Here is a 24,884-nt window from a genome sequence, read left to right on the forward strand (position 1 = left end):
GTCAAACGTCGACCCGGGTCTGGGGCGATTCGGCCTTGATAATTTCCTCGCCTGCTTTCTCAGGCGAGAGATTAGCGTATGGATACATCAGCGACGCGCAGCCAGATAGCGCACAGACCATCAGAGCTGCAATTCCCTTTCTCATCATTCTTCACTTCACCTTACCGAACGAGTACAGCTCTTTAGCCATCCAGTTCTGCTTTTTTGAGGATTGCCTTGAATGGCGGTTCTGGGTAAGCGTATTTCAAATGACCCAAAAAATGAACACTATAGATTGTAGTCCTAAAGTGTTCGCTGACGCTCCATAGTTCCTTTTGCGAGCGAAGCAAAATGGAACTGAAACAAGCCTTTGGGGCGGCGCTGAAAAGGATCAGGAAAAACAAAGAGTTGACGCAGGAAGACTTTTCGCAAGTCAGCAGCCGAACCTACCTCAGCACCCTGGAACGAGGCCTCAAAAGCCCCACGCTTGAAAAAATCGAAGAGCTGGCTTCGGTGCTCGGTGTCCACCCACTGACGATTCTCACCAGCTGTTACCTCCTTCAAGACCAAGAGCTCAGCGTCGAAGAGCTCTTTCATCGTGTCCGCGGTGAACTCGACCCCACATTAGCCAACTGATCCCCCCATCCGAGAGGCCTGTCTCTAGCCGGTGCTGGTACCCATTCAACCTAGTGTGTAAGCGCTGATGCAGAAATGAGCCGCCGGACTCATGCTTTTCACCAGTACATGGAGTCGCTGTCGAGGTCACCCAAGCCGAAGAATCCGAAGTTATGGGATCGATGAAGTAGGCACTGGGTCAGGAGCCATCACGAAAAAAATCACCCTTGGCGACCAATCCAAAATCGTCGTCGGGCTGTCGATGGTCATCCTCAAACATATTCACCGTGCGTCGCTCCTGCTTGAGGTACGCGAGGGTAGCAAAGAAGCAATTTTCGCAGAGGTGCACCTCATAATGCCCCCCGTCATGCAACGCTCCGTACCCCCAGTGCGCTTGGAGCATCCCATACTGCAGGTTGCCGTTATCCAGACGGGTTGAGCCATCGCATACGTCGCAACGCACGTCGGTCACAGCTTCCATTTCGACACGACCGGTGATCTTCATGGTGCTCAAGCCTCGCTTTTACCTTCCGTATTCAGCATAGAGGCTTTGGCCTGCCCAGACTGGCCATCGGTCGACACGTAAGGGGCGAGCCTATCTGACGCAGTGCTCTATTGCGTATTTCAGCTCAAATACCCGAGGCAGGCGGTAGTTTCGCACGTACGGATCTGTACGGGGGGGGCAGGTGTCAGTACCGATGCAAAACATCCCCGCCTATGCGTACGCTCGGAGCAGGGTCATTGGGATGCCAAAGCCGTGGTCAGTGCCACGGGGGCCTAGAGCAACCCCAATATTCCCGCATACCCCGGTGCCGAGTTATTCCGTGTGTGTCGAGAAATGTCTCGTGATAGCGTTATTCAGACCTACTAAAGATGTCCAAGGTCAGCTGTACTCGACCAAAGTTATTGGATGAGACGGGCTGTGCTAGCCCATATTCCACGCATTGCCCGGGCTTGCCGATTACCCAATCACCTACCAAGGGACTTTCGCAAAGCTCTTGAGTCGAATCTAGGCCAATGCGCAGCATATACAGCGATGAGTAATTAGCGGGGTTGGGGGCGTTGGTAATGGCTTTGATTATTCCGAGCTCTGCGCTTAAGACGTCAGCCCAGCATATAGAGTAGAGGTCGAGCCGAGAAAGCGCTGATCCCATTGTTTACACTGAAGTGAAACATGTACCTGATTTCACTGGCTTGCGCGTTTCCCAGGATGGGCAGGGTCCTAGCTACTGACATGACACGATTGAAAAATGGCAGTGAGTTTTGCGTTCCGTAGCAAAATGGATCTAGATCAGCCAATTTTGATCTCCTTTGTTCATATCGGGTTTCGAGCTTCGCCTGATTCTCTCACATGGTCGAGAGCTTAGACCTGCTGACCCACGGCATTCCGTCGACACAGATCCCCTGCGATGCGGCCGCGTGTAAGCCTATTTTTCTCACTGTTAACCACATTAGTTAACAGTGAGAAAAATAGGCTTACATGAGCGGTTCGAAGAGGGCTCGGTGTACTCTCCGATCCGCATCGATTCCATCTGGCTCGCCACGGAGTCGATGGATATACGAGGCGTGCCTGGAGTTACAACGCCGCGGTAGAAGCCTCACTGCAGAGTAACTCCGATGGCGCCGCTTGCTTTGACATGAACAGCTTCGGAAGTAATGCCAGTGACTTCGTGCGAGTCGACATAGACTTCCTCTAGGAAGCAATGGGTGGCCAATTCGTCGACAGCATCCAGGTTTTCCCCGAGCACCTGCTGAATTGCTACGTCCGTGATTGCATTCGAAAGGCCGTCCGCAACAGCCCTTCTGCATTTTTGAATAGAGGTCATGAGTCCGGCTACGGCCTCGATAGGCTCTTCCGCCAGCAGATCAATTTCCTCGTCACCCATGCCGCACACATCCAGTGATGTATGGCTACTGCCGCGTGCTGTTTTGCGAAGCCCGAATGAGCGGCGCCATTGCCTCAATCATCAGCGCCAAGGTCTCAGCGCCTTGAGCAGTTCCATCCCAGGCATGCCCGAGGGCCTTGCGAATCGCAGGGTGTTGAGTCAAATCGGTTACATCGTGAATTATGCCAATATTCGCATAACAAAGCGCCTTCTCAACGGCAGGGGTCAACGTCTTGATGTGCCCGTTCAGAAACTTTGAGAGGGTATATTGGGGCACGCCGCAGCGCCTGGAATACTCATTATCCGAGATTCCCAGCTCTGTGATATAACGCCGCAGCTGACTGCGTGCTGCAATCACTTTAATGGTCGGTAATGTTGCGATTCTTGGCATAGAACGGTACGATATCAAGTACGAGCCATGGCAACAAGCTCTCAATCACTAGGAGGTGGAAGAGAGATGCGAACGACTGAATCAGTGAAGCGCTATAGGGCGGTGATGGGCGCGCGTGCCCGTCTAAGTCAAATCCTGACACCCCAGCCAATGGCTGATGCGGTGGTGCGCCTGCTGGGGGCTCGTGGCGGTGATTGGCTGGAACTCGGATCGGGATCAGGTCGCCTGGCTCAAGCCGTACATAGCGCGGTGAAGCCTGCGAGCTATGTTGGTGTGGAGCTCGAACAGGCGATGATTGACTCCAGCCCGCAACTGAGCGGCGTGCGCTACCTTAAGCACGATGTGCTTTCAGTATCTGCTCTTGGCAAGGCCCTGGGAGACAGCGAGTTCGATCACGTGATTGGCAACCCTCCCTATGGTGTTCAGGATCTGCCTGCCCGGGCGCGGAAGCGTCTTCTGAATTTCTGTCCCGACCTAGACATTCAGCAGGCATGGGCACCGATTGATCTCTACTTCGTCATGGAGTCGCTGAGCAGGCTGAAATCCGCAGGCTCCGCAGCCTTCATCGTGGGAGCGGACATTCCGTGCGGTATTCAAAGCCTCCCCTTTCGCAAGATGCTGGTTGAAACAGCTTGTGAGATCGAATGCTACGAACTCCCTCGGTTTGCGTTCGGATGGCAGGTTGAAGTTCAGGCCTACGTTCTGGTGATCCGTTTCGGAAGCAAACGCGTTCGCCGGGTTTCGCTGGGGCTGCTCGATGACAGCTTCGAACTGATATCGCAGCGAAAGATCAGTCCTGAGCAAGCGATTGAAAGCATGGACTCAGGCCACCACGAGTTTGGTGAGATGGATTCGGCGCTGAGGCGCGCCCGAGGATGCGTCACGATGAAGGATCTCAATGTGTCCATCGTGCGTGGCAGCCGAACTCGAAACCAATTTACCCAACTCGGCGTGCAGCATTTTCACACCTCGGACTTCCCCAAGTCAGGTATGGAGATTTCCTTCGAAAACTTTTCCCTCCAGGGATATCAGCAGGCTGTTGCCGGGGATATCCTGCTGCCGCGGGTCGGTACACGATGTATTGAGCGCAAGGCCGTGGTTATCAGCGGTGAGAGCCCCTACTCGGACTCAGTGTTCCGGGTCAGAGCTCCAGTGGAACATCAGGAACGCGTTGTGCGCTGGATCACCAGCCCCGAGTGCTCAAGTTGGCGTCGTGCAGCTGCCCGGGGAGCGTGTGCGAAACATCTGACAGTCACTACGCTACTCGATATGCCCGTCCCAGTTTGAGCAACAGTAGAAGTAGAAGAAACACTGCAACCGGGCCGGCTGATTTATCCTGTACAGCAACTACCAGGGAGCGAGGATCCATGCATAGCCTGTTGCTAGGGAATGGTGTTAACCGGGCGGCCCTCCAGAAGGACTGGACACAAATCCTGCGCGAACTCGCCAGCCAGTTTGATGCTGATGAACTGATTCAACACCTAGGCTCTAAGCCCCTTTCGATGTTCATCGAAGAACTGTGCGCTCGGTCAGCGGGCGTTTTCAGGAATACAGAACACGCCGTCAAGGTGGCGTTCGCCAAGCTTCTCGAGCAGATAACTCCCATCGAGGCGCACAGGAGGATCTGCAACCCATTCCAGGTCATCCTCACCACCAATTACGACTTTACGATCGAGGAGACCTTCGTGGGGCCGCTTTACGGGCCAGCATTCCTCTATCCTGAATCTCGATACAGCCTGTTTCGCAGATACTTGGCCGGCGACAAGCAGGTTTGGCATGTCCATGGAGACGCAGCGAGACCAAGCTCAATGGTCTTGGGGTATGACCAGTATGCTGGTAGCTTGCAGAAGATCCGCAATTACGTCACCGAAGGGGTTGATATCAAGAAGCTCGGGTACCGAATGTCCTCCCCGGTCAAAAACGGTAATCTGGACTTCACCACGAATGCTTCGATCTACTCCTGGGTCGACCATTTTTTGAGAGACCATCTACACATCGTCGGCCTTGGTATGGACTTCACCGAAATCGACCTGTGGTGGCTGCTGCTCCACAAGCGCCGGCGCACCAACCAGACCGGTAAAGTCTTCTACTACCATGCGGCGCTCGATTCCGGCGCAGATACCCCCGTAACCTCCCTGCTACGCTCCCTCAACGTGGAGGTCGTCCCAGTCGTCGCAGACAGCTACGTGGAGTGCTATCTGCGTATTGCCGATGAAATCGAACATCGGATTAAGACATACCCAGAGCTGATGCCCATTCCTGAGCCTCCCGTTGAGGAATATGACTATTCAGCTTCTGCGCGTAGACAACGGCCGAAAGGGAAGCAGGGAAGCTTCAAGTTTCCTATCTCTCCTTAGGAAACTTGAAGCGCCTTGAGAGCTTCGGTACCGCTCTCAGCCCATGTCCACTTCGTACCAGTGCATACAGTGTACGCCCTTGGTTCGGCCTGGCTTGCGTTTGGGATGGTCGAACAGAACGCGAGCCTTGCGTTGCGCAGCGCAGTACAAAGCAGCTCCGATGGCCATCGGTTTGGTCCCAAATGGACAGATGGCCAGGCGGTTGCATTCACTTTTCGAAGTCAATGACGAATAGGCATTCATGAGGAGATCGTAGGCTGCCTTGGGGTTGTTGGCACCGCAATATTTCACGGTCGCTGCAGACGTCTCCAGCAGTCGGCTGTTCGCCATGAAGGCCTCAAGATCCCAAGTCGCCTGAAAGGGGGGAATCCCGAAAATAATGGTCACCTTCCTTACAAACTGGCCGTCATCGTCATTGAGCTTCTGAGTAAGCCTGCCACCTTCGAACCCAAGAAAAGCCACCAGATGCACAGCGTCATTGGTGCCGAGCATACTCACGAATGGCGGGATCGGCTGTCTTGAGAAGCCAATGCTCAGATCGAAAGCAGCACCATTGACCGCAGGGTCTTCGAGATTGCGGCGAACATACTCTTCAGGCTCGACGTACAGGAAGCCGATCTTCGGTCGTTTTTGGGAGAAGGTGTAGGCGTAGAGCAGAAGCGCGATCTCTGAGAAGTCCAGGGAGGTAGCATCTACAACTACTGACGCAGCCTTGAAGTCCCGGGAGAAGTCTTCCAGTTCGGCATCGTTGGCCCGGTACTGCTTGTTGCCAGCATGCAGCACATAGTTTTCAGGGTCATATCGCAGTTGTACGTTTCGACGCGCCAACTGCTTCGAGCGCGCAATGGAGTATTCGGTCCGGTCATCCAGGTCCTCAATACCCGTGAACGCAATTTCCATCTTGTCTAGGGCGTCGAGCCCTTGTTCGTCGATAAGGTCTTGTCTGATAAAGCGCACGATAACCTCAGAACAGGGAGCCAGTGATCTTGGCGGTGGTGTCGTCGTCCTGTGAGTCGACGAGCTGCTTTACCAACGACTCAAACTGTGAATCCGATTGAGTGAGGATGATGTCGAGCTGTGCTGCGCTGAGGGTTATCTTGCGCCGTTTCCTGTAGCTGATCTTGAAATGCGGTGCATAGATTGCGTTCAGTACCAGCTCGTATTGAGCCGCGTCGACATCGGCCTTGTTCTTCGTGTCCTTGGTTTCCCAGAGCACTGACCAGATCTTCGCTTCTCGAAGAATCGTTTGAGCTGCCTCAGAAAGCCGCGTCGCGTCCGATTCGTTGATAGAGAAGTGATTGATTTCTGGCTCGCTCTGGCTGCGACGCCTGTTGAAGGCTTCGAATAGCCCACCCAGTCGACGAGCAAAGTCGAGCAACCGGTAACCATGAGGTCCCAGTTGCATGATGTCTCCGAACATGGCATCCGAGACCTGCTTCGCCGCGAGCGCCTGATTGTTCTGGTCAACGCACAGCGGCTCGCCGATGTCGTCAGCCGACTGACGCTGGTAGGCCAAAAGCAGTGTGCTGTGGCAGAGCTCTTGGAAAAAGCGCAGGTTAGGCGCTGCGATTTTACAGAAGCGAGAAAAGCCTGAGTAGAGGATATTTGGCCTTCTCGGCAGCCCGGCATAGATATGGAACAGACAGCCATAGAGGTTGTTGTCTACCCAGCCGCCAGCCTTGTAAAACACATCTGTGTTTGACCGGCCCTTCTCAAGCACTTGTTTGAATAGGCCCAGAGCATCTTTACCGGATTGGGTTTTGCGATTAAGGATGGCACCAAGCACGATACTGGCTTCAGGTACTTCTTCGCTGATGAGGTCCTCGGCTTTGACAGTACCGTCTAGCCCTTGGAATTCGAGCCCTTTCTTGATCATCTCTGAGATGCGTCGGCGAAGAGGCTGGTCAGCCAGGGCTAGCCGGGCAATTTCAGGGGCATTGAGCTCGGGCAGGATCTGCTTCACACAGTTGACTACATCCTGCCTGTATTCAGTGGTTAGCCGGTATGGCAAATGCACTGGATCATGAAGTAACTCCGGCTTGAACGCAGGACACGAAACCACCCCATCTACCTGATAGATCCGGAAGAGAAAGAGCTCCGCAGCCAAGACTTCGAAGTCGTTATCTTTGACCAGCCAGGACTCGAGATCGATTGTGCGGATGTCGTGAATCTCAGCAATTCGCTCCTGACCACTTGTCTTCAGATCGGTGACCGCCTCGCGCTTATGGGCAATGTGTACTGCGATCCTCTGACTGGGGTGCTTGATCGCATCACAGATAATTTCACGGTGCCGAGGAAGCAGGTTCTCGAATTCGTCAACAAAGACGCGAAACGCGATCGACCTCAAGCGTGGAGAATGGTTTGCGAGGTCGTCTGCGAGCGCAGTAAGAATGGTCGAGAAATGTACAAACCGCGGCACCTCACATTGATCTGGGTTGCGAACCCAGAGATCGAAATCGGCCATGCGCTCTTCAATAAGCAGATGCAAGGCTTGAATGGTCGGTTCGGGCAGGTCCAGTTGCCGGACCAGCGTTGTACCTAGCCGTGCACTGCCCAAGCTCAGCGAGCCATTGGCAAGGTTCTGGGCCGCGTCGATATTTTTGATGGCCTGGCATATCTCGGCCACAAGACTCAGTGTGAGGTAGTGGGAAAATGCAAAACCATCCCTCTGTTTCTGAAGCCACTCCGGGGTCATCAAGGAACAGAAGCCGGTATCGGGGCGGAAATACAAGCCGAGGTTCGACAACTCATCATCACTGATGTTTTCGCGGTGAGCACTGAAGGTCGAGCCATGACAGAAGAACCGCAGGAACATGGTTTTGCCGCAACCACGACCTCCGAGGACGCGCACTGATTTGCTGTCCCTAAAGATGCTGATGTGCTGAAAGAACGGGGGAACGATGAACTCTTGGAAAACGTCTGGCGGCAGGTTGTCAGCTCGGTTTTTCAGGAACGCGTCTGCTATTGCTGGCATAGAGGTCATCTCTTGAACAATGGGGTCCAGTTCTCTGATTCAGCCCAGAGAAGGGACAACGAGTTGTTGGGAGTGGAGTGCTCAAATCCAAGCACGAGATCTAGGCCATGCCTCGTTGATCCTGGAATTCCCTTGTCTGCGGCTAACGTGTTGTAAAATGCCTTCGCGTCCGCCGCAGTGTTGATTTCATCGACCGCCCAAAGCTTAGGCGACTTCGCGGACGCACTGAAGAACTGATGTCGCTTGTCCAACACTTCGATAGGAAGAACGGTAAGCCAAGGAAATATTTGCAGCTTCTCTATGCCCTTTTCGAAGGCAACCAACGGGCAATACACCATGTGTACGCCCTGGATTTCCGCCAACTTGTTATCGCTCACAAAGTCTTTGAACTGCTTGCCTGTGCCCAGCATGTCATCGACAAACACCAGGCAGCGTACCCCTTCGGGTGGCGGACTCAGACTGTCCGGCCGGCAGGTGATGGCTTTGTTGATGCCGGCGTGCCGTTTGTAGTGCCGGATGATGACCACCCCGCTCTTTCCGGTGTCGAATGCTCGATTTCCGTCGACACCTACGAACCGCAGAGGGTAGGAAGGGATCGACTCGCCTAACGCCTCGAGGAAAGCCTCGATGCTTGGGTGAGGATAGAGGTCCCGTTGGCGAAGGTAGGCGGGAAGTACACAGTGCAGCATCTGATCGATTGAGCTTTCGATCATGCCCTGGGATCGGAAAATCAGCCGCTCCAGGACGCGCGCGGCGAAATACAGCTCTTCTTCGGACTGGAAGTTATCAAGCCAGCGATCGAGGGTGCTTTCCTCGGTCCCGGTGATCACCCCTCGCTGAAGCATTCCTCGAAAGCGACGCTCAACATCGCTGTAAAGGGAGTAATGCTTATCTGGCACATGGAAGGGCATGGAGCGTCCTTTGCTTATATGGCTCTGAGCTCACGGGGAGGCCAATCCCTCCAGAGCGACTTGGGTAGCCTCAATGCTAGCCATTTGCCAAGATTGCTGGCTCTCGAAGACTGAAGCAAGCACCTTTCGCTTGCTGGTATCTTTACGACCTACTGATTCAGTGGTCAGGTGGCTACGGCTAGTCAAGATCGGCGGTCTAAGTCAAATTATGACCAGCGCGGACACAGTTGCAGCCCAAGGCAAACGAAGCCAAGGAACCTAGCGATGACCAACGAAATAATTTTTTACACGCAACTCGCCTCACTCGTCGGCTTCATCGGCGCCCTGTTCGCGATCTATCGCCTACTGGTGCAACAAAAGGACGGGGTTATTCAACTGCTCAAAGAGCGCCTGACTGATAAAGATGACCAGATCGCCGCGTTGAAGGCTCAGACACCTGACGTGTTGGTGTCTGCCCTTAACGATCGGATCAAGGTTACCCAGGATGAAATTGCCCGTCTCAAAAATGACGGTGACACACATCGCAAGGAAATCGAGCTGAAGGAAGGGGAGCTTCGAGGCATCCAGGACAAGCTGACTACCCTGTCTGACTTGATTCGTGAAAGCGACTTGGTGTGTCCCGAATGCGGTGATCCCCTAGTCAGGCGTCATGTTTATACGATCCATGGCGGCCCAGATGGTGAATCTGAGGCTGAAGTCGAGTACGTGGAGTACCAGTGCGGATTAGCGATTGACGGGTTTGGAGTGGAAAGATCGCATTGTCGACATCTTACGACCTGACTCGCCACTTTTTCTCACGATAGCGCCGGTTCTGAATCGTACCTGACCTATGCCCAATGTCTTGCTGCCCCTATGCCCGGCTTGTGGTTGCAGACTTGCGTCGTTGGGGCTTTCCGGCGAAGCTGAATATCGGGGCCTGCCGAGAAAGAACTTAACATCGTGTCCGGGATTAGTTGACCACTACAGCTGAGAGGATGCTCCGATGCCGCGCAGACCTTTAGGTCAGAGGACTGGGATTGAATTTCCCTTCCATCGTCTTTGGAATGTGGAATCTTCTGATTTGGTCGAGCGCGCCACCCAACGGGCCCGCGCATTAAAACCGCTGGCAGAATACGGCTGATTCGTAAGCAGTTGTTCAAAAAAACCGGGAAATGAAGGAGCAACATGACGGCATTCAAATGGTTGGTGAAGGACTCTCCAATCGAATCGCCCTGGCTGCGCGGTACGAAGACCTTTGGGATCAATAAGCCCGTCATGCTGATTGATCAATTTGGTGGTAAACAGCCGTATCTGATCAATCAGCAGTACTGGGAAGAAGGCGAGCTGGCTTATCCAGCCTGTGCCAAGGTCGTGGTCGACTCGAACTTGCTCGACGGCATCGCAGAATTGATGTCCGGCGGGGAGGTCAGCGATGGCATGCGAGGCTTTACTGAGTTCGTCTCACGCGAAGGATGGGATATTAGCGCCGGCTTCTTTTTAACGGAGCAGTACGCAAAGTCAACGCATGCTAATTTTTTGCTCCACGCCACTAGGAGATTACGGCTGCTGTACAATTTCTTAGCGATGGACACCGATTATTTTCTAGCGACGGGTACCGTACGCCTGCTTCCTGCCGCCATTGAGCATTATCTTGCGAAGGAAGCCGTGGATTCCCTTGACGACATCGCTGAGCAGCATGTGCATTCATTTATCGCTAGCCACAGCCAGCGCGAGGCTCTGGAGACCGTTGAAGCCACAGAGATTGCGCTGCTGAAAATGGTCCTGTTGCGCGAATTCGAAATGAGAGGGGCTTCGCCGGCTGAACAGTACATTGCTTATCAGCAGTTCATCAGCACCACGCTGCATTTCTCTCTTGCGCGGGAAAGTCAGTTTGCGTTGCATTATTTCAGCGGTCAAGCAGGCTCTCTGCTTGGTATCAAGGAGAACAGCTCACGTAAAAAGGCGGCCAGAAATATTTCCGCTACGGCGTGGGATTTATTGCTGTTGAGGATGCCAGAGCTGCTGTTGAAGCCACCAGTGAATGGTGGTCATGTCGAAGTTGCATTTGTAGCGACGCATGAGCATAAGCTGGCCGAGCTGGCACAGCTCATGGCAATACATACATTGTTCCCTGGCACGACCCCCATAGTTCAATACGACATGACGAAGGTACCAGACGATGTCATCGACACAATCCGCAATGCGTTTGATGGGCAGATGGTGAGTCCAATTTCACGGCACGGTCCAGCGAGCATCCCGACGGGATTGCGCGATGCTCTGAGTCATTCACTCATGCTGCGCTTGCCATCGGCTGGAGACATTTGAGAGGCCCCAAAAATCCGAAGTGAATGGGTCAATTGGGCCCTGCGGGTCAGCGGCCATCACGAAAAAATCATCCTTGGCCGCTAGAGGGAAGGTCCGTTGCGCTGCTGAGGATTGATTCATGAACCAAATGAAAAGGGCTGTGGAGGCTTTACGCGTATCCAAGAAGATCGTTTTCTTCACGGGCGCCGGCATCTCCGCAGACAGCGGAATACCGACGTTCCGCGACAAGCTAACTGGGTTCTGGTCGAAGTACGACCCTCGACGCCTGGAAACGGCGGACGCCTTCCGCGAGAACCCTGCTCTCGTATGGGGCTGGTACCTATGGCGACGAAACCAGGTTCGCCAAGCCTGGCAGAGATCACGTGATGGCGATGAGGTATCATCTTCAATTCTAGGCGGATCCATTTCAGCGCTGTCCTGCAGCTTATCTGGAGATCCGACGATCACTACCCCCGAGGAGACCGGATGCGCAATCGGCTGATTATCTCTACTAAAGAGAAGCAGGAGCGAATCAGGGGGATTGCTTGGTCGATCCGGGGGAAATACAGGCGTTATAAGCAGGCTTTCAGGGAGGCTCTGAAGGCTGCCAAGCTGTACCTGAAACCACCCAGTGCCGATAGCGTATTTGAACCCCTCACACCTGTGCTGCTGGAGCCTGATGGCGTCGGACGATACGAGCGCGAGTTGCTGCACGCACTCAAGCACGACCAGATCCGAAACATTGCCATCACTGGTGAGTACGGTGCTGGTAAAAGCAGCCTGATACGTACGTTTGTGCACCGCCATCCCGAGTTCAGTTATGCGTTTGTCTCATTGGCCACCTTCGGAAAGGAGGCAAAAGAGGCTGAGGTTGCCGCTAGCGAGAAAATCGAGGCGGACTCATCTACCAAGCCGGAGACCCAGAATGGTGCAGGCGCGACTGCCCCGGCCGGGGGAGAGTCAGAAAAATTGGACTCCAAAACAGAGCTGGATCTTGTCGCTCGAATCGAGGAAACGATCGTTCAGCAATTGTTGTACTCGGTACCGGCCAGGGACGTCCCTAAATCAAGGCTCAAGCGAATTATTCAGGTATCCAATCGTAGCCTTTTGATTAGATGGGGGATCGGACTTGCACTGATCCTGGCAGCAATCCGGGAATATCTCTCTGCTGCTGAAAAGCCCATTAAGGTCGACCCCTCCACCTTGACTCAACTATTCATTGACCTTCCATTCTCGGGCTCCATAGCGGTCGCAGTGCTTGTCTTGGGGGGGGCATATCTGCTGTATCACGCACTCAAGCTTGCTTCGTTGTTCAGCATTGACGGACTCACCCTGAAAGGGGGGAAGCTTGAAGCCACACAACATGGCTCGGTCCTGCATAAAAATCTGGATGAAATCATCTACTGCTTTGAGCGAAGCGAAATCAACGTTGTGGTGATTGAGGATCTGGACAGGTTCGGACTCCATGGTGTCTTCACCCGTCTGCGTGAGATCAATTTTATCATCGAGCATTCGCCACAGATCCGTCGCCCGGTGTATTTCATCTATGCGCTTCGAGACGAGATGTTTGCGGTCGGCGAGAAGACCAAATTTTTTGACCTGATCATCCCTGTAATCCCCGTCATCAACTCTGAGAACTCGAGAGAAAAAATGGCGGAGTTGCTGCACAAGAGAGGGCTCAAGGTTGGCCTTGCTGAAAAATTGATCGAGACCGTGTGTTATGTGATTGACGACATGCGGCTCGTCAAGAACATCGTTAATGAATACGACATGTTCTCAACTATCCTTGTGGGAAACCTTGCAGAGCTAAACCCCAATAAGCTATTCGCCATTGTCGCCATCAGGAACCTGTACCCTGACGCATACGCCGAGCTGGTGAAGCGCCGAGGATTGATCTATGGCGTCCTGGAAAGCTTTGATGCTTGGCGGCGTGACCAGGTAAGCGAAGCCCAGGAAAGCCTGAAAAAGTTACGGGCACTGAGGGCGGGCAAAGTAAATGAGGTTGCCACGAGCTTAATAGAACTCAGATCATACGTTTGGTTTGCCCTCATGAACGCCCTAGGCCGTGAAATGGCGACTCATGTTCTGACCACACAAGGTTCCGGCTTTACACTGAAACAGTTCGTGACTGACAGTACATTCGATGGTCTTGTCAGCACCGGTGCATCACTGCAAATGGGTATTAGTGATTCGTACGGCCGTGTCCCGGGCTTCCAGCATCCAGGTAAGCCGCTCGATGCAATTCTCAATGAGGTGTCTTACGAAAAACGAAGATCTCTTCTCCAGAACTCTTTTTCGGAGATTGACGCTGATATTCAGAGAAAGCAGCAGGAAATTAACCAACTGAGCCGCATGACCTTCAGGGGCGCCGCGAAAAGCGGTTTTTCGGATGTCATCCGAGATAGGCTTGAAGGGTTAGGCATAGTCGCTTACCTGATGCGGTCGGGGTACCTGGACACGGACTATTCAGACTATTTTGGATATTTCTACGAAGGCTCCCTTAGCGTGGATGACAAAAAATTTGTCGTTGCGCTAAGTAATGGATTCACACCAGAGGTGAGCGCTCGTGTCGCAGATCCTGCCAAGGTGATCCAGAAGCTTGACATCGATAGCCTGGATGACGGCAAGGGTATAGTGGCTGAATTGATCGGGCATCTGTGTCAAACCTCGCATAGTACCTTGGCTAAGGACGAGGGCAGTGACAAGCTCGCGTTCATCTTCCGTGAGGGGGTTACTCACCACCTCGAAAGGCTGGCCCAGGCGGTGCATATACTGTTGTCCAGGCCAGGATCCTTGCAATTCATCGAAGCCATATACAATCTGCAGCCCGAAGTTTTTCGTGAGCTTCTCGATAATGCCCAGACCTTTCAGGCGATCGAGGCCAGACAATCCTTGGTCTGTGCAATCTTGGATTGTCTGAGCGAAGCGCAGTTAGGCAAGCTTGCCTCCCATGAGTACGCAGACATATATGAGGCAATTGCAGAGCTTGAAGATGTCTCACGCTTGATGCCGGGGTTGACTAGTGGGGAAGGAGGATGGCATTGGTTGAGGCTGCGTCCGGTGCGTTTCAAGTGTATCGGGGATACGATGTCGCATGAAAATGTTGAAAGTCTGATCAAGCTCGGCTTCTTCGAGGTCAATCTCCACATGTTGTCGATGATCGATCGAGGCACGGGGCAGGGACCATTTGCTGCAATGGTTGCGGGCGCCGCCGCTCCCCGAAATATAACCTATCGGAATCTAAGCACTATCGCCATTGATGGCTTGAATAAAGCGCTGCTCGAATCACCTAGTGATTTTGTTCGCGTGCTCTTGGAACAACCGGGGTTGCTGGATGAGTCCGCGGCGTCTTTGATCACATTATTTGCAGCAATTGAGGGCCACACTCCCCTCATGTTAGAGCTGCTCGAACGTACTCACTGCTCTTTTGAACAGTTGGGTGATGTGCCTGAGGTTCTCTGGGCGGTAGCGCTTCGGACTGATCGCATCAATGACAAGGCTGAGGCTGTTTGGACAGCCTTTGAGAGCGGACTGATGAAGTCTGAGGATGAGACTACACAGCTGCTGGTAGATGGCTTTGCCCAATTCCTGAAGACGAATGCTGCACGACTCAACGTCGCGCTATGGCAAGTCGAGGGTAAGTTGAACAATGATCTTCAACGTTTTCTGCTCGACCTGGTAGATATTGACGATAGCCTCGCAGAGACTTTGCTCAAAAAAACTATCATCAACGATCACACCATTCTGTCTCCAACGCTTCCGCTGAGTCGTTGGAAAATGTTAGTGCGCTCGTCAATCCTGGGCTTCTCTCCAGAAATTTATCTTGCTGTCAAAGCGCATGCTGACGCCCTCGAAGCCGTTTTTCTTCAGACGCAGTGGTCCACTGCCCGCCTACAGGTTGCCTTCGCTGATATCCCTGTAAGCGTTCTAGTGCAGTTGAGCAAAAGTGGAGCTCCATCGCTCCAAGATCGGATAGATATGTGGTCGAGCGCCCCACTAGATAATGTGAAGTCTACTGAAGGTGCTGTCGAGGAGTTGGGCCAAGTGTGCCGTGCAGCTAACCAAGCCGCTATTTTGTTCCCCAAATCGGCAGGGCCTTTGCTCCAATCGATAGCGTCCGTAGCGTTGCTGGACGCTGAATTGCGAGCCGGAGCCATCACTCAAATCCTGCTCCTCGATGATCAATCTGTCATTGATGGGCCTCTGGCTCTACTTGGAGATGATGGCTTTGGTGCCATTTCTGCAGGAGCTACAGATCTTGAAGTGCCGGCTTCTGACGTCAACTGGCGACTTATCAGTGCTCTAGAAACTAGAGGCGTGATTCACTCGGCGAAGCAACACGAAGGAAAAATCCATGCGGTGGTAAAAGCTGCGAAGGGGGGTTCGGACGCTGGGTAGCTGCACTAGGCAGCACGCTTGACCTGTTCCCATTCTGGTCAACGGTTGACAGCCCGATTTCATTCTCATGCCCGCCTTCATGGCATCGAGTGGCGTCGACATTGTGGAGGCGCTATGTGCTGGATGCGGCGGGCAACCGTATACAGCGCACCACCACGAATCTGAGCTCAGGCTGTTGGCGCCGACGCCGCATCCCCCCCAGTCGCCGAGCTGTCAGTGACCCAGCCTGTTCCTCGCGAACCATTGCCTTTGCTGGATTTGTGCCGATTTGGGGTGGATCAGTCTTGCGTCAGCACGAGGGTCAATTCGGCATTGACGTCAACATTAGATACGCAAAGAAAGCCCAAGGGCCAATGCCCCAAGGAAGTACGGAATCGGCCGAAGCCGCAAAAGTGAAGGGCCAGAAACGGCGAATCCCGCTCTAGGCGGGATTCTCAGCCGTCGATTGCATGCGTTCGACGGGGCAGGACGCTGTTACTTGGCACTGGGCCATCTGACTTTCATCAGAAGCGGGGTGCGATCCGAAGATCCCTGTAACCACCCTGTGATTCACGCCTAGGCGCAGATGAATAGTAGTCAATCCATTATCACTAGGTCAATCATGCTGTCACCTCTTGGATCACCTAGATTCACCCCCGATCATTCCTCTGCCCCCGTTCAGAGCTGGCCCTGACAGCGAATTCATCGGCCAAGCTGGCAGGAGTTATCATCAACGCGGGATGACCCAGTTACCGAAATTCCACTGACCCGGCAACTGGGTCAATTCCGCGTCGGTGGCAACAATAGGTGCCGCTTCAGGCCGATGGGATCTATATAAAAGAAGGGTTTAAAGTTTGGGCTTTGTGAAAGCCCAAGACTCAGGAATAGGCCGGGCCTCTTGGGTCTCAGCGACCCTATTCCGCCACCAAAGGTTTTGGCGGAACCAAGCTCGAAAGCTTGGCGGCATGGGCACTCACCTTTACGGCATCACCGGCATGCGCGCTCCACGGTCGTATTTTACGATCCCTTCCTTTATATGCACAATCCTCGTTGATGAACGGCGGGGCCCGGAGTGCTGCCGCTGGTGAGCGGTGACGCATCTATTTTGTGAATCCAGTAGGCTTTTCTCATCTTTTTTGTGAGTCCCAACCGGCGTCCTCACAAAAAAGATGATTTTTCGCCTGTGTTTGCTGGGGCTTCCGAATCATCTATTTTGTGAACCTACAGCTGACCAGCCGCCGGTGCTTTTGAATGTATGTGTAAGCCGCGTCTTTTCTGGCTGCGACAGTTTTAATTCTCTAAATTCACTGTAAAAAAGCCGCCTTGAAGGGCGGCTTTTTTTCGCCTGTGATTTATCGCTTCGACGTTCTCGACCGCCCTGTCGGCGAGGACTGCGTGTGGCTGCATGACCACCGCTTGGGTGGTGATACTGCCGGCTTCCTGCTGTATCCCTTGGGTGGAAGCGCTCTGTTAGGCGGCTAAATTCGCAATCTGAGCGTTGATGAGTGCAGTCTGCGTATTGAGCGTGCCGGTTTGCTCTCGCCCTGTATCAGATACCACGTCGCCACCCCCTTGCAAGCTTCTCAGCAGCTCTCAGCACTGCTAACATCGCCCGGCAGCCACCGCCTCGCTGAAGACGGATGGACGTTTTCATCATGAGTGATTATGGGAAAGTTGTTCTGGTGCGCCAGTATAACCGTTTCCGGTTCGGTCATTGGGAAGTTGTATGTCAACACATGCGATCCCTACCGTGTCGGTAACTGAATAAGCTTTGGTGGTGGCTGCACTCTATTTGTTCTTGGCTCATTTACAGGGTTACTAGCATTTAACACTGTAGGCTTGACATAATATCGTGATAAAAAGGAATTCCTTGTGATTTTATTTGACAGTTTAAGGGTGCCGGATCCACTGTATGAGTTGGTTTTGTATTTAAATACATATCATGAGGAGAAGCTAGAAAAGCCCAAGCTAACTTTTCTTTTGAAAAATATCGAGACTAACTTTAGGAAGCTATTTTATTCAACTTGCCTGTTGAATAAGTTTCAGTCCGACAGTGACCTTTTAAAAAAGTATGACCAGACAAGAGTTGTTAGTACGCAGATTATCGAGTATTGTTATTATAAGATTAGCACTATCTGGGATATTTCCTATGAAATCTCTAAAGAGCTAATGCCCGTTCGCGGAAAAATAAATGATCGATATGATTATCTTGAGGCGAAATTTTTAAAATATGTGGGTGTCAGTCCAAGTTTGAATCTTGAATGGTATAAGAAAATCAATAACATTCGAAATAGAATCGTGCATGGTGGTATCAACGTAATGCCATTTCACGATGTGGATGATCGCGGCGATCCAAGAATATTCTTTCAGGCATATAATTTGGATCTTGTGGATCTTACTCCGCAGAGTCCATATTATACGTATCCGCAGCGAAACTGTATAAACTTTGCAGATAACTATTTTGCATTGTACACCCATCTTTTATACTCGTATTTGCTCGATTTTTTTAAAGTGATTCTCTCGGAATTGTGTGAAAAATATGAGCATGATATTAGCGACTTGTCTGATCCTCAAGAGTTTGCGATTTTTGAATCTCAAGTTGCGCAAATGAAGTCATGGTCATTGGCTGATACGTCAGTCTTCAAAACTGTGACTGATAACATGATTTATCTAAGTCTAAATGATGGTCGAGTCAAAGAGTCTTCTATGATTTCTTTTGATGTTGTCTCTCGGTATTATGATGTTTTCCCATTTTCATTGATGAAGTATATTGCAGAGCCCACGGTGGCAGCTCGCAAGTAACTCTCGCTCGTTAATAAGGAATTGCAAGCGGGGATTTTAGCTCCATGAACTTTGACGGTACAGTGATCATTCAATCGCCAGTACGTACTCTCATCTCAATCTTCATTCTATGACAAGAGAGTCCAAACGGCTCTAGCCTTCCTTCGGGTACAGCCGCTTACTGCTAGCAGCGGTAGTTTCCTGCATCTCGTGGCCCACCTTCGAGGCCATACTGAGTGCAAGCAAGTTGCAGAAGCCTGACCATTTCATTTCAAGAAGCGTAACAACTCACGAGCGTTCAACCGGCACCTACACAATCACGTCTAGCAGTAGGAAACATAATGTCTACCTTCAACTTTAGTAAAGTGGTAATCATAGAATCGCTCGAGCCGGACGAATTCGAGTCTGGCACTGTCCTTTCTCAATACATCAATGGCCTCAGGGAGGACAATCCAGATGCCCCCCCCGCCGAGCTAATGCAGGTTGAAGGATCCAATGACTTTCTCGCGAAAATTCGCGAGCTCACCCTAGCAGTCCAGAACGATGGCGATTTCCCCATTCTGCATATTGAGATGCACGGATGGAGCGATAAGACCGGACTGGCATTTCCGGATGGCTCGTCCCTGAGTTGGAATGATCTGGCTGATGCACTCGCATCGCTGAATAATGCTATGTTCTTAAACTTGGTTGTTTGTATTTCGGCGTGCTTCGGTGGCCATTTCGTAGGAAGTATCAACCCGATGGCGTCAGCACCTTGCTTCGCCCTGATTGGCCCTACACACAAAGCCAACGGTCCCGAGCTACTTGGCAGCTTCCGCGGGTTTTATCGGGAGCTGTTGACAACGCTGGACACACGGGCGGCATTAGAATCCTTGTATAGTCATCGCTTGGATCAAGGTGGATTTGTCACTACGTCAGCCGAAGACTGGTTCTTTAAGCTTGCGAAAGGTTATCTTCTGAGAGACTGCACCCCCAGCCGCCTAAGGGAGCGAACCGACAAGATCATCGAGGAGTTAAACCAGGAGGGGAAGGTGGTCTCTGCTGAGCAGCAGATCGCAATCGAAAAAATTGGGGAGACAATGGCTATGGTCTTTCTAGATAGAATGTTTCCAAGGTTTTTCATGATTGATTCGATTCCGGAGAACGCGCAGCGTTTCGCAGATTCGTTAGCCAAGGCGAAGGCTGAAGCATTTGAGTTTTTTCACGGTCATGCACCGAAAGCAACTGCCTTTGCTGCGGGTGAGTAATGCGTGTCGAACGTTGGCATGTCAGTGAAGTTCGCAGAGATAAGGAGCAATAACCCCAGCGGCGGTAGATTTGGCCCACTGGGGTCGATTGCGGCCAGAGGCGAAAGTCAGTTTTTCCTCAAGCCAGACTGCAATCACCATGCAAGCTACGCAGTTGCTGGCTGCGACAGTTTTAATTCTCTAGCGCAAATGTCTGAAGCAGCTTTTGGGCGATCTGCGACAGTTTTGCGCTTTCTCCGAGTAAGGCTGCTGGCCCCGGAATTCGGGCACCTATTGCGACAGATTTAATTCTCTAAATTCACGGTTAAAAAGCCGCCTTTCAAGGCGGCTTTTTTGTCCCTGCGATATGTCTCTGGACATTTGAACGCGTGCAGGCAACGCTGTCCGATCTATTGATTCCGAGTGCAAGGGGCCTTGGCACTCGTTGTTTCATCCATTAGCGAGGGGAGTTCAATGCCGTTTGTGACGATTGATGGACAACCGCTGCACTTCCTCGACCAGGGCGTGGGCGAGGTGGTTGTACTGGGCTCCAGCTACCTCTGGGACAGCGGCATGTGGGCCCCGCAGATCGCGACGCTGTCGCAGCACTATCGGGTTATCGTGCCGGAGCTCTGGGGCCATGGGCAGTCAGGGCCGTTGCCGGAGAACACCCGCAGCCTCGACGATCTGGCCAAGCAGGTACTGGCCTTGCTCGATCAGTTGGGGATCCAGCGTTTCACCCTGGTCGGCTTGTCGGTCGGCGGTATGTGGGGCGCGCGCCTGGCCCTGGCTGCGCCCGAGCGCGTTCGCGGCCTGGTGTTGATGGACACCTATGCTGGTGCGGAGCCGGCGCCGACCCAGCAATATTACTTTTCGATGCTGAAGATGATCGAGGACGTCGGCAGTGTTCCAGCACCTTTGCTTGATGCAATAGTGCCGATTTTCTTCAGGCCGGGTATCGATCCGCAACTGCCGTACTATCAGGCGTTTCGCACATCCCTGTCGACCTGGTCGGGTGAGCGCCTGCGCGACAGCGTCGTCCCGCTGGGACGGCTGATCTTCGGGCGTGACGATCGCCTGGCCGCGTTGGCGGCGTTGGATGCCAATCGCACCCTGGTGATGTGCGGCGAGCAGGACAAACCACGGCCACCGAGCGAGGCCCGGGAGATGGCCGAGTTGATCGGTTGCCAGTACATCGGGATAGCGGAGGCTGGGCATATTTCCAGCATTGAAAACCCGACGTTCGTGAACGATGCTCTGTTGGCATTCCTGTCCGAGCTGCCGGCATAGTCACCGCGATCCTCCGGAGGAGCGAGTAGCCAACCCATGGACAGATTCCAGGAAATGCAGGTGTTCGTCGCCGTCGCCCAGGAGCAGGGTTTCGCGGCGGCGGCGCGGCGTCTGAGTCTCTCTGCACCGAGCGTCACCCGGGCGGTGGCGGCGCTGGAAAAGCGCATCGGCGCCCAGTTGCTCGTGCGTACCACGCGCAATGTGCACCTGACCGAACCCGGGCAACGTTATCTGGAAGATTGCCGGCGGATCCTCGCCGCGATGGAGGAAGCCGAAGCCTCGGCCGCCGACAGTCACGCCCGCCCCAGCGGCCAACTGACCATGACCGCGCCGGTGCTGTTCGGTGAGTTGTACGTCACGCCGGTGATGGTGCGTTATCTGGAGCAGTATCCGGCGGTGGATATCAACGCGCTGCTGCTGGACCGCGTGGTACCCATGGTCGAGGACGGGATCGATGTCGCGGTGCGGATCGGCGAGTTGCCCGACAGTGGTTACCACGCCGTCAGGGTAGGGCAGGTCCGCCGGGTGGTCTGCGCTTCACCGGCCTATCTGGAGCAACAGGGCCGTCCCCAGCACCCGGACGAGTTGCGCCAGGCGCAGATCGTCATGGCCGCCTCGGCTTCGCAGGTCAGGAGCTGGCAATTCCTCGATGGTGACAAACCCTTGAGCATCCGCCTGGAACCGCGATTGGCACTGACGGCGAATCGGGCGGCGATCCACGCCGCCTGCCTGGGTCTTGGTCTGACCCGGGTATTGTCCTATCAAGTGGCGGACAAGCTGGCGGCCGGTGAGCTGGAAATCGTGCTGGAAGATTTCGAGTTTCCGCCGCTACCGATCCACGTGGTGTATCAAGGGGGCCGCAAGGTATCCGTGCGGGTGCGTAGTTTTGTCGACTTCATGGTCGCGGCCTTGCGCGAGCACCCGAACCTGAGAGGCTGATGAGCATTTCAGTTTTTGAAAGAATGGATTGCCGTTTCTGGCGATTCTGTTGTTTTCGCTGAAGGAGCAAGATCCATCCATCAGCGCGAACCGTCCCGGGTTGCGCTTCTACCCCCGTGGAGTCCCGCCATGTCCCAGACCCCTATCAAGCTCTACAACTTTTCCCGCTCCGGCCATGCCCATCGTGCCGAACTGATGTTGTCCCTGCTCGGGCTGCCGGTGGAACTGATTCATGTGGACCTGCCCAGTGGTGCCCATAAAACCCCGGAATACCTGGCGCTGAACACCTTTGGCCAAGTGCCGGTGATTGACGATCAAGGGCTGGTCCTCGCCGATTCGGCGGCGATTCTGGTGTATCTGGCGCTCAAGTACGGGCAAGGCCGCTGGTTGCCCACCGATCCGCTTGGCGCCGCCCGGGTGCAACGCTGGCTGTCGGTGGCGGCGGGGCCGATTGCCTTCGGTCCGGCCCGGGCCCGGCTGATCACGGTATTCGGTGCACCCTTTGACGCTGAGGAAGCGATCAGCCGTTCCCATGCCTTGCTCAAGGTCGTCGAGCAGGAACTGAGCCAGTCGTCTTATCTGGCGGGTGATACCCCGACCATTGCCGATGTCGCCGGCTACAGCTATATCGCCCATGCGCCGGAAGGCAATGTCTCGCTGGCGGACTACCCCAATGTACGCGCCTGGCTGGCGCGGATCGAAGCCTTGCCGGGCTTTGTGCCGATGCCGCGCACCGTCGCCGGATTGCAGACCGCCTGAGGTTGATGAAACCTCCCGCCCACTTCGGCCGGGAGGGTTTCCGTGGAGAAGCCGCGATGAACACACACAGCCCATCCAGCCCATCACCCTGGCATGTCGGCGAGTTGCAGATGCAGGCCCGGGTCGGTGTCGCCGAACGGATGGCCGAGCTCGGTCCGAGGGTGATCCGCGACTATATGCCGGACCAGCATCGTGACTTCTATCGCCAGTTGCCGTTCCTGCTGTTCGGAACCGTGGACGATCAGGGCAATCCCTGGGCGAGTCTGTTTGAAGGTGAGCCTGGCTTTGCCTCTTCTCCCCAACCCAGGCTGCTGCAAGTGGCGAGTTTTCCACAGGTTGCGGATCCCACCTATTCAGCCCTGCGCACTGGTGCGGCGATCGGTTTGCTGGGGGTGGAACTGCATACCCGGCGACGCAATCGTATCAATGGGCGGGTTGCGGCGTTGACTGGACAAGTCCTGAGCGTGGCTGTGGAACATGCTTTCGGCAACTGTCCGCAGTACATCCAGTTGCGCCAGTTCGAACGGGTGCCGGCGCCAGATCCGGCCAGGCAGGTGGTCTATCGCTCGCCAGGCCTGGACGCCGAGGCTGCGGCAATGATTCATGCCGCCGATACATTCTTTGTCGCCAGCTATGTGGATATCGACGGCGTCCGCTCCGTGGATGTCTCCCATCGCGGTGGGCAAAGCGGCTTTGTCCGGGTCGAGGGCGACTGCCTGACGATCCCTGATTTCGCCGGAAACCTGCACTTCAATACCTTGGGTAATCTGCTGATCAATCCTCACGCCGGCCTGTTGTTTATCGATTTCAATAGCGGTGACCTGCTGCAGCTTAGCGGACGCACCGAGGTCATCCTGGACGGACCGCTGGTGAAAGCCTTCCAGGGCGCCGAACGTTTGTGGACGTTCCACGTGGAACATTGCGTGCGCCGTCCAGCGGCTTCGACTTTGCGTTGGAGGTTCGAGGGTTTTTCACCCAACAGCCTGATGACCGGCAACTGGGACCAGGCTGCTGCCCGCTTGCAAGCCGAGGCGTTGGGCAATGCCTGGCGATCTTTGCGGATCAGCCGGATTGTCGAGGAAAGTCGCAACATCCGTTCGCTGTATCTGGAACCGGCGGACGGGGCAGGGTTGCCGATGTTTCAGGCCGGACAGCATCTGCCGCTGCGTTTCGATCTGGACGGGCAGACGCAGATTCGCACCTACAGCCTGTCGGGCGCGCCGTCGGACGCGTTCTGTCGGATCAGCGTCAAGCGCGACGGCCGGGTGTCATCCTATATACACGATCAACTCAAGGTCGGTGATGTGCTTGAGGCGCGTGCGCCGCAGGGGCATTTCACCGTGGTGGCCCATGAGCAGCGCCCGTTGGTATTACTCGCGGCGGGGGTGGGGATTACGCCCTTGCTGTCGATGTTGCGGGAGGTGGTGTATCAGGGCAAGCGCACCCGGCGCATGCGGCCCACGGTTTTGTTCCACAGCGCCCGGTCATTGGCGGAGCTGCCGTTTCGGGCCGAGCTGGATGAGTTGATGGAGCGTGCGGGTGATACGGTCCAGGTGGTGCGACTGTTGAGCCAACCGGAGCCCGAGGCGATGCCGGGTGAGGATTACCATCTGCAGGGTCGCCTCGATGTCGAGGTACTGAAGGCCGTGTTGATGGTCGATGACTATGACTTGGTGGATTTTGTCCTGTGCGGTCCGGGTGGCTTTACCCAGGGGCTGTACGATCAATTGCGGGATATGGATATTCGCGATGAGCGTATTCATGCGGAGACTTTTGGCCCGTCGACGTTGCACCGTCGCCAGGATCCGGGTGTACCGCAAATCGAGCAGCCGCCGGCGGCTACGCAGTCGGTGCCGGTGGTGTTCTATCGTTCGGGCAAGGAGGCACGCTGGCAGCCGGAAGGTGAGAGCCTGCTGGTCTTGGCGGAAAGCCGCGGCTTGCAGCCGGAGTTCAGTTGCCGGGGCGGATCTTGTGGAACCTGTAGCACGCGCTTGATCAGCGGGCAGGTACATTATCCACAGCCGCCCGCGGAGTTGCCGGGCGAGGGGCGGGTACTGATTTGTTGCGCGATTCCGGCGCAGAGCACGGAGCCGTTGGTGTTGGATCTGTAACGGCT

19 protein-coding genes and 1 pseudogene are annotated in these 24,884 nt (G+C 54.2%); 14 read left to right on the forward strand and 6 right to left on the reverse strand.

What is annotated here, in order from left to right; genetic code table 11:
* Both M5B96_RS21460 and M5B96_RS21465 read left to right on the forward strand, forming a co-directional pair.
* On the forward strand, positions 1-308 hold a 308-nt coding region (locus M5B96_RS21460), incomplete at its 5' end, for a hypothetical protein (RefSeq protein ID WP_248799027.1).
* 22 nt (positions 309-330) lie between these two features.
* The gene (locus M5B96_RS21465) at positions 331-615 is read left to right on the forward strand and encodes a helix-turn-helix domain-containing protein (RefSeq protein WP_248799028.1); all 285 of its coding nucleotides are present in this window, start codon (positions 331-333) and stop codon (positions 613-615) included.
* Positions 616-793: 178 nt separating this feature from the next.
* Here the strand turns inward: M5B96_RS21465 and M5B96_RS21470 are convergent, their stop codons facing one another.
* The 3 genes from M5B96_RS21470 to M5B96_RS21480 all read right to left on the reverse strand — a co-directional run bounded on the left by M5B96_RS21470 (position 794) and on the right by M5B96_RS21480 (position 2,871).
* Positions 794-1,099: a hypothetical protein gene (locus tag M5B96_RS21470; RefSeq protein ID WP_248799029.1), complete on the reverse strand. Its 306-nt coding sequence runs from the start codon at positions 1,097-1,099 to the stop codon at positions 794-796.
* Positions 1,100-2,192: 1,093 nt separating this feature from the next.
* Positions 2,193-2,480: a hypothetical protein gene (locus tag M5B96_RS21475; protein ID WP_248799030.1), complete on the reverse strand. Its 288-nt coding sequence runs from the start codon at positions 2,478-2,480 to the stop codon at positions 2,193-2,195.
* 25 nt (positions 2,481-2,505) lie between these two features.
* Positions 2,506-2,871, reverse strand: coding sequence for a helix-turn-helix transcriptional regulator (locus tag M5B96_RS21480; protein WP_248799031.1), 366 nt, complete (start codon positions 2,869-2,871; stop codon positions 2,506-2,508).
* 66 nt (positions 2,872-2,937) lie between these two features.
* Between M5B96_RS21480 and M5B96_RS21485 the strand changes: the two genes are divergently transcribed.
* Both M5B96_RS21485 and M5B96_RS21490 read left to right on the forward strand, forming a co-directional pair.
* Positions 2,938-4,158 (forward strand): hypothetical protein, encoded by a 1,221-nt coding sequence (locus M5B96_RS21485; protein ID WP_248799032.1) that lies wholly within the window; start codon positions 2,938-2,940, stop codon positions 4,156-4,158.
* An 80-nt stretch (positions 4,159-4,238) separates the two neighbouring features.
* The gene (locus M5B96_RS21490; protein ID WP_248799033.1) at positions 4,239-5,228 is read left to right on the forward strand and encodes an SIR2 family protein; all 990 of its coding nucleotides are present in this window, start codon (positions 4,239-4,241) and stop codon (positions 5,226-5,228) included.
* 36 nt (positions 5,229-5,264) lie between these two features.
* On the opposite strand, the gene M5B96_RS21495 is transcribed toward M5B96_RS21490, so the two are convergent.
* The 3 genes from M5B96_RS21495 to M5B96_RS21505 are packed head-to-tail and all read right to left on the reverse strand — an operon-like array spanning position 5,265 to position 9,113.
* Positions 5,265-6,185: a hypothetical protein gene (locus M5B96_RS21495; protein WP_248799034.1), complete on the reverse strand. Its 921-nt coding sequence runs from the start codon at positions 6,183-6,185 to the stop codon at positions 5,265-5,267.
* Between the two features lie 7 nt (positions 6,186-6,192).
* Positions 6,193-8,202, reverse strand: coding sequence for a hypothetical protein (locus M5B96_RS21500; RefSeq protein ID WP_248799035.1), 2,010 nt, complete (start codon positions 8,200-8,202; stop codon positions 6,193-6,195).
* Between the two features lie 5 nt (positions 8,203-8,207).
* A complete protein-coding gene (locus M5B96_RS21505) occupies positions 8,208-9,113 on the reverse strand; it encodes a hypothetical protein (RefSeq protein WP_248799036.1) in 906 nt (301 codons plus the stop codon).
* Between the two features lie 264 nt (positions 9,114-9,377).
* Here M5B96_RS21505 and M5B96_RS21510 point away from each other — a divergent pair, with 264 nt between their 5' ends.
* From M5B96_RS21510 to M5B96_RS21555, 10 genes and pseudogenes are all read left to right on the forward strand, one after another.
* The gene (locus tag M5B96_RS21510) at positions 9,378-9,893 is read left to right on the forward strand and encodes a hypothetical protein (protein WP_248799037.1); all 516 of its coding nucleotides are present in this window, start codon (positions 9,378-9,380) and stop codon (positions 9,891-9,893) included.
* 384 nt (positions 9,894-10,277) lie between these two features.
* Positions 10,278-11,417 carry a hypothetical protein gene (locus M5B96_RS21515; RefSeq protein WP_248799038.1) on the forward strand — a complete coding sequence of 380 codons (1,140 nt, stop codon included), beginning with the start codon at positions 10,278-10,280 and terminating at the stop codon, positions 11,415-11,417.
* A gap of 118 nt (positions 11,418-11,535) precedes the next feature.
* A pseudogene (locus tag M5B96_RS21520) lies at positions 11,536-11,766 on the forward strand (SIR2 family NAD-dependent protein deacylase); the annotation flags it as partial.
* 116 nt (positions 11,767-11,882) lie between these two features.
* Positions 11,883-15,794: a hypothetical protein gene (locus M5B96_RS21525; protein WP_248799039.1), complete on the forward strand. Its 3,912-nt coding sequence runs from the start codon at positions 11,883-11,885 to the stop codon at positions 15,792-15,794.
* Positions 15,795-17,645: 1,851 nt separating this feature from the next.
* On the forward strand, positions 17,646-18,575 hold the full coding sequence (locus M5B96_RS21530; RefSeq protein WP_248799040.1) for a hypothetical protein: 930 nt from the start codon (positions 17,646-17,648) through the stop codon (positions 18,573-18,575).
* 320 nt (positions 18,576-18,895) lie between these two features.
* The gene (locus M5B96_RS21535; protein ID WP_248799041.1) at positions 18,896-19,801 is read left to right on the forward strand and encodes a C13 family peptidase; all 906 of its coding nucleotides are present in this window, start codon (positions 18,896-18,898) and stop codon (positions 19,799-19,801) included.
* Positions 19,802-20,254: 453 nt separating this feature from the next.
* Positions 20,255-21,070, forward strand: coding sequence for an alpha/beta fold hydrolase (locus M5B96_RS21540; RefSeq protein ID WP_248799043.1), 816 nt, complete (start codon positions 20,255-20,257; stop codon positions 21,068-21,070).
* Positions 21,071-21,106: 36 nt separating this feature from the next.
* Positions 21,107-22,009 (forward strand): LysR family transcriptional regulator, encoded by a 903-nt coding sequence (locus M5B96_RS21545; protein ID WP_248799044.1) that lies wholly within the window; start codon positions 21,107-21,109, stop codon positions 22,007-22,009.
* A 129-nt stretch (positions 22,010-22,138) separates the two neighbouring features.
* Positions 22,139-22,768 (forward strand): glutathione S-transferase family protein, encoded by a 630-nt coding sequence (locus tag M5B96_RS21550; protein WP_248799045.1) that lies wholly within the window; start codon positions 22,139-22,141, stop codon positions 22,766-22,768.
* 56 nt (positions 22,769-22,824) lie between these two features.
* Complete coding sequence (locus M5B96_RS21555) at positions 22,825-24,879, forward strand: pyridoxamine 5'-phosphate oxidase family protein (protein WP_248799046.1); 2,055 nt, start codon at positions 22,825-22,827, stop codon at positions 24,877-24,879.
* The last annotated feature ends 5 nt before the right edge of the window (positions 24,880-24,884 follow it).

This window comes from Pseudomonas sp. MWU13-2105, assembly GCF_023242315.1.
GTDB lineage: Bacteria > Pseudomonadota > Gammaproteobacteria > Pseudomonadales > Pseudomonadaceae > Aquipseudomonas.